The organism is Streptomyces sp. NPDC058457, from assembly GCF_042720695.1.
GTDB lineage: Bacteria > Actinomycetota > Actinomycetes > Streptomycetales > Streptomycetaceae > Streptomyces.
Genome location: NZ_JBHXLU010000040.1, coordinates 88,897 through 95,028 on the forward strand (window position 1 = coordinate 88,897; position 6,132 = coordinate 95,028).

The following is a 6,132-nucleotide window of genomic DNA, read 5'->3' on the forward strand; positions in this document are numbered from 1 at the left end:
GCTTACTTTTGGCCTTCCTGACGCGTGTGGCGAGGGGGGCTCCAGACATGGCCGAACGCGGTCGGCACCGCCGGTACCAGCCGAACAGGATCAACCGGGCCTCGCTCACCGTCACGGCGGGCGGCGCCGGCCTCGCGCTCCCGCTCGCCGCCGCCGCAAGCGCCGACGCGGCCTCCGTGTCCACCTGGGACAAGGTCGCCGCCTGCGAGTCCAGCGGCGACTGGGGCATCAACACCGGCAACGGCTTCTACGGCGGGCTCCAGTTCACCCAGTCCACCTGGGAGGCCTACGGGGGCACTAGATACGCACCGCGCGCCGACCTCGCCACCAAGGACCAGCAGATAGCGGTGGCCGAGAAGGTCCTCGACGGTCAGGGGCCGGGCGCCTGGCCGGTCTGCTCGGTACGGGCCGGGCTCACCCGCGGCGGCGACACCCCCGACGTGCACACCGAGAGCGCCGCCACCCGCCCCGCGGCGAACTCCGCGAAGAGTTCCACGAAGGGCTCTGCGAAGAGTTCCGTACGGGACGTACGGCCGCAGACCACGCCGCAGTCCCGGGCCGGCCAGGCCGAGATGTACACCGTGGTGAGCGGCGACACCCTCTCCGGGATCGCCGAGGACCATGACGTGGCCGGGGGTTGGCACCGTCTCTACGCGGCGAACCGTACGACGGTCGGCTCCGACCCCGATCTGATCCTGCCGGGACAGCGGCTGAGCCTCACGGGCCAGGCCGCCAGGACCAAGCCTCACACGAAGGCCGAGACCAAGACCGAGACCAAAACCGAGACCAAGTCCAAGGCCAAGAGAAAGACCACGAGCAAGGCCGAGACGACGAAGGCCGCCACCCACACCGGTCACTCCCTCGTCGCCCCCGTCGACGCCCCGATCGGCACTCCCTACCACGCGTCCGGCTCGCACTGGTCGAAGGGCTATCACACCGGCGTCGACTTCCTCGCGCCCACCGGCACCTCCGTCAAGGCGGTCGAGGCCGGGCAGGTGGTCACGGCGGGCTGGGGCGGCTCGTACGGCTACCAGGTGGTGATCCGGCACGCCGACGGCCGGTACACGCAGTACGCCCATCTGTCGGCGATCTCCGTGCGGGCCGGGCAGAGCGTGTCCACCGGCCAGCGGATAGGCCGCTCGGGCTCCACCGGAAACGCCACGGGCCCGCATCTGCACTTCGAGGTGCGGACGGGGCCCGGATTCGGCACGGACATCGACCCGGTCGCCTATCTCCGGGCCGGCGGCGTCAGGATTTGACCCGCGTCCGCGTACGGCGCCGGTCCATGAGCGGACCGTGCACGTAGTCGGCGGCGGGCAGCAGCACGTCGGGCACGTCCGGCGCCGCCGACCCCGACCGCTGCTGGGGCATCGCGATGAGTGCGGCCGACGGACGCCCTTCGCCGTCGCCCGGTGAACCGGCTCCCGCCGGATGGACCTCCGCCGACCCGACGACACCCGCCGTCTCGGCCTGCGCCGCTGCACCGCGCGCCACACCACCACTCTGGGCCGCACCGTCCTGGGCCGCACCGGCCTGCGCCAGACCCGCCTCGGCCAGTTCCACCAGCGCCTCGACCAGCGGCTCGGGCGAGACCTCGGCCACGGCGGGCTCCGGCACCGACAGCGGCCGGTCCGGGTGCGGGGTGCGCTCGAGGCGCTCGGTCGTCAGCAGGATCAGGCCACCCGCCGCCACCACACCGCAGCCCAGCGCCAGCAGGGTGCCCGTGGCGCCGTAGCGGAACGTCTCGCCGAACATCGTGATGCCGACCGCGGCGGCCAGCACCGGGTTGACCACGGTCAGCGTGGCCAGCGGCGCGGCGAGGCCGCCCCCGCGGTAGGCGGCCTGGGAGATCAGGACGCCCGCGACGGCGTAGGCACCGATCACGGACAGCCAGAGCAGGTCGGCCGCGGCGATCCCGCCGTCCCAGTCGATCGCCACGACCTTGGTGAACACCGAGGACATGCCGAAGGCTATGCCGGACGCGGTGGCGAGCAGCACGCTGCGCACCGCCGGGTGCCGGTGCGCGGCCCGGCCCGCGATCATCAGGGCGACGACCGCCCCGCCGGTGACCACCGCGACCCCGATCCGTCCGGCGGAGGCCAGGGTGTGCGAGTCGGAGGAGCCGACCAGGGAGAGCAGACCGGCCAGACCGACCGTGGCCATGATCGCGCCCCGCCAGGCCGTCGTCCCGGCCCTGCGGCCGACGAACAGGGCCGCCATGGGCAGGGCGAACACGATGGTGAGCGCGCCCAGCGGCTGGACCAGGCTCAACGGACCGTAGGCCAGTGCCACCACATGCAGCAGGCCGCCGAGGCCGTTGAGCGCCATCGCACCCCACCAGCTCGGGCGGCGCAGCGGCGCGTACTGCTCGTCGGGGGAGGAGACCGCCACCTGCTCCTGCACGATCGCTCCGCCGGCGTAGGCGACGGCGGAGACGAAGGAAAGCATCACGGACAACGCGAGGGCACTCATACTCGGCTCCTCTGCGTCAGGCGGGACCGTGTGGCCCCACGCGGTGATCGGTCGGCTTCCATGAGCAACACTCTGCCGGTCCGTGTGCTTCCCGTCGTCGTACCTGAGCACCCAATGGGTCCTACTACCGATGGAGTACGAAGGGATCCCGATCATCCCCAGGGTGGGGGCCGCCGGGTGGAGGCGGTGTGCGCGGGAAGCCCGGGAACCCTGGTACTACTGCTGTTCGTGGACCTGTTCGTGACCCTGGACCCCGATCTCGCCGCGCTTCGGGAGCTCGGCGGCTTCTTCGTCCTGCGGACGGTCCGATCGGCGGTCGGAGACCCCGACGCGGCGCGGGTCGACGAGCTGACGACTCTGGCAAAGGCCTATGAAAAACTCACATCGGATGTTTGCGAAAACATCCTGACTTTCCGTGTTGACGCCGTTTCGGAGCGTCTGGGCGTCACCGAACCCCGGGTCGCCGCCTCCGTCGCCCACCAGGCGCTGGCCGCCCGGCTCTGGTCGGTCGCCCTCGGCTGCGCCGTCCGCTACGGCAGCCTCCCCGACCTCGCCCCGGACCTGCTCCGCTGGGACCCCGGTGCCACCGCCCCCGACGACCTGTGGCTCACCGAGATGCGCGCGCCGACCGACGGCGCCGACCGGGCCGCGCTCGCCGACACCGTCGTGCAAGCTGTCGTACAAGCCGTCGTAGAAGCCGTCGTACGAGCCGTCGTACACGGCCATCTCGAACCCCTGGGGGAGGCCGTGCGGGCCCGTTACGGCCTCGCGGCCGGCCTGCTGTGGGGCAATGCCGGCTCCGCGCTGGCCGGTGCGGCACGGGAACTGGACCGCTGGGCGCGTGCGAACAACCGTACGGATATGGTCGCCCGGAACCGCACCCTCACCGACGCCCTCTTCGCGCACCCCCTGCTGAGCGCCACCGGCACCCGCACCGGCCTGGCCTTCCGGCGCCGCAGCTGCTGTCTCTACTACCGGGTACCGGGCGGCGGGGTCTGCGGTGACTGTTGTTTCACACAACCACCGCGCTCTTCCCCGCGCGCCGCATCTGGGTGACCATGGAACAACCGGCCGTGGAGAGCGAGGGGTTGCGGGTGCGAGTCGGACTGCTGACCCGGGAGTACCCCCCGGACGTCTACGGCGGCGCGGGTGTTCACGTGGAGTTCCTCGCCCGTGAGTTGCGGCCCCTGGTCGACCTCGAGGTGCACTGCTGGGGCGAGGGCCGCGGGGTCGGCGTCGTCCGGCACCGCCCCTGGTCCGCGCTGGACACCGCCAACGACGCGCTGCGCACCTTCTCCGTGGACCTGGCCATGGCCGCCGGTCTCGAAGGCCGCGAGCTCGTCCACTCCCACACCTGGTACGCCAACCTCGCCGGTCATGTGGCCAAGATGCTGTACGGCATCCCGCACGTGGTGACCGCCCACTCGCTGGAGCCGCTGCGCCCCTGGAAGGCCGAGCAACTCGGCGGCGGCTACGCCCTGTCGAGCTGGGCCGAGCGCAGCGCGATCGAGGCCGCCGACGCCGTGATCGCCGTGTCCGGGGCGATGCGCGAGGACATCCTCGGCTGCTACCCGGCCCTGGACCCGGCGATGGTCCACGTCGTGCACAACGGCATCGACACCGCCCTCTACCGCCCGGACCGCTCCACCGACGTCCTGGCCCGGATCGGCATCGACCCCGGCCGCCCGTACGTGCTGTTCGTCGGCCGTATCACCCGGCAGAAGGGCGTGCCCCACCTGCTGCGCGCGGTACGGGACATCGACCCGGCGGCGCAGGTCGTGCTGTGCGCGGGGGCGCCCGACACTCCCGAGATCGACCGGGAGTTCCGCGAGCTGTTCGAGGAGCTGAGCCGGGTCCGCGAGGGCGTGCACTGGATCCCGCAGATGCTGCCGCGCGCCGACGTCATCCAACTCCTCACCCATGCGGCTGTGTTCGCCTGCCCCTCGGTCTACGAACCGCTCGGCATCGTCAACCTGGAGGCGATGGCCTGTGGCACGCCCGTGGTCGCGTCCCGGGTCGGCGGTATCCCGGAGGTCGTCGAGGACGGCAAGACGGGTCTGCTGGTCGACCTGGACGACGACTTCGAGGCAGGTCTGGCGCGGGCGCTGGACGCCGTCGTCGGCGACCGGGAGACGGCCCGGCGGATGGGCGAGGCCGGACGCGAGCGCGCCGTGGGGGAGTTCGGGTGGGACGCGGTGGCCCGGCGCACGGTCCGGCTCTATGAGGAGATCCTCAAACAGGCGTAACGCCAGGCGTAACGAACAGGCCGCCTGTTCGACGCGATCCCGGTGCAGGCTTAGCGGGTGTGCTCCCAGGGCAAGCATGGAGCACCAGGGTGAGGGGAGCGGCCATGCGTCGTGGTGGACCTTCGGTACTCGGGATCGTGCTGGCCGGCGGGGAGGGCAAACGCCTGATGCCGTTGACCGCGGACCGGGCGAAACCAGCGGTCACCTTCGGCGGTACCTACCGCCTGGTCGACTTCGTGCTGTCCAACCTCGTCAATGCGGACGTGTTGCGCATCTGCGTGCTGACGCAGTACAAGTCGCACTCGCTGGACCGGCACATCACCACCACCTGGCGGATGTCCAGCCTGCTCGGCAACTACGTCACCCCGGTCCCGGCGCAGCAGCGGCTCGGCCCGCGCTGGTACCTCGGCAGCGCCGACGCCCTGCTGCAGTCCCTCAACCTCGTTCACGACGAACAGCCCGACTACGTCGCGGTGTTCGGCGCCGACCACGTCTACCGCATGGACCCCCGGCAGATGCTCGAGCAGCACATCGAGGGCGGCGCCGGGGTCACGGTCGCGGGCATCCGCATCCCGCGCGCGGAGTCCTCGGCGTTCGGTGTGATCGCCCCGGGCTCGGACGGGCAGACGATAGAGACCTTCCTGGAGAAGCCCGCCGACCCGCCGGGCCTGCCGGACGCCCCGGACTGCGTCTTCGCCTCCATGGGCAACTACATCTTCACCACCAAGACCCTGGTGGAGGCGCTGCACCGGGACGCCGAGGACGACGAGTCGGTGCACGACATGGGCGGTTCGATCCTGCCCCAGCTCACCGCCCGCGGCGAGGCCCAGCTCTATGACTTCGGCACCAACCACGTCCCCGGCGAGACCAGCCGCGACCGCGGCTACTGGCGGGACGTCGGCACCCTCGACGCGTACTACGACGCCCACATGGACCTGATCGCCGAGCGGCCCGCCTTCAACCTGTTCAACCGCAGCTGGCCCATCTACACCCACTCCAACCAGCTCTCCCCGGCCCGCTTCAACTCGGGCGGCATGGCGAGCGAGTCCATCATCAGCGCCGGCTGCCTGATCCGCGGCCAGGTCACCCGGTCCGTGCTGTCACCGGGCGTACGGGTCGACCCGGGTGCGGTGGTCCAGGGCTCGGTCCTGCACGACAACGTCATCGTGGGCCGCGGCGCGGTGGTGCGCGGCGCGGTCCTCGACAAGAACGTCGAGGTCCCGCCCGGCGCGACGATAGGCGTCAACCCGGACCGGGACGCGGAGTTGTACACCGTCTCCAAGGGTGGGGTCATCGGCCTGGGGAAGGGACAGCTGGTCTCCTAGAAGGCTCATGAAGATCTTGGGTTCTGGCCCTGCCGCGTCAGCGGCAGGGCCAGACTCGTCAGGTGGCGATGGGTGAGTGGGTCGGCGAG

The 6,132-nt window shown here is 71.4% G+C and carries 5 protein-coding genes; 4 read left to right on the top strand and 1 reads right to left on the bottom strand.

The annotated features are described in order from the left end of the window. Positions 1-47: 47 nt before the first annotated feature. Entirely contained in the window at positions 48-1,259 is a 1,212-nt protein-coding gene (locus tag ACFWPS_RS28355) for a transglycosylase family protein (RefSeq protein ID WP_383709496.1), read from the top strand. Here ACFWPS_RS28355 and ACFWPS_RS28360 read toward each other — a convergent pair. Continuing rightward, positions 1,249-2,472 carry a DMT family transporter gene (locus tag ACFWPS_RS28360; protein ID WP_383709498.1) on the bottom strand — a complete coding sequence of 408 codons (1,224 nt, stop codon included), beginning with the start codon at positions 2,470-2,472 and terminating at the stop codon, positions 1,249-1,251. The genes ACFWPS_RS28355 and ACFWPS_RS28360 overlap by 11 nt on opposite strands. A gap of 210 nt (positions 2,473-2,682) precedes the next feature. Here ACFWPS_RS28360 and ACFWPS_RS28365 point away from each other — a divergent pair, with 210 nt between their 5' ends. From ACFWPS_RS28365 to glgC, 3 genes are all read left to right on the top strand, one after another. Continuing rightward, on the top strand, positions 2,683-3,528 hold the full coding sequence (locus ACFWPS_RS28365) for a (2Fe-2S)-binding protein (protein WP_383709515.1): 846 nt from the start codon (positions 2,683-2,685) through the stop codon (positions 3,526-3,528). Positions 3,529-3,566: 38 nt separating this feature from the next. Further along, complete coding sequence (gene glgA / locus ACFWPS_RS28370; protein ID WP_383709518.1) at positions 3,567-4,718, top strand: glycogen synthase; 1,152 nt, start codon at positions 3,567-3,569, stop codon at positions 4,716-4,718. Between the two features lie 104 nt (positions 4,719-4,822). After that, positions 4,823-6,043 carry a glucose-1-phosphate adenylyltransferase gene (glgC, locus tag ACFWPS_RS28375; RefSeq protein ID WP_383709500.1) on the top strand — a complete coding sequence of 407 codons (1,221 nt, stop codon included), beginning with the start codon at positions 4,823-4,825 and terminating at the stop codon, positions 6,041-6,043. Positions 6,044-6,132: the final 89 nt, after the last annotated feature.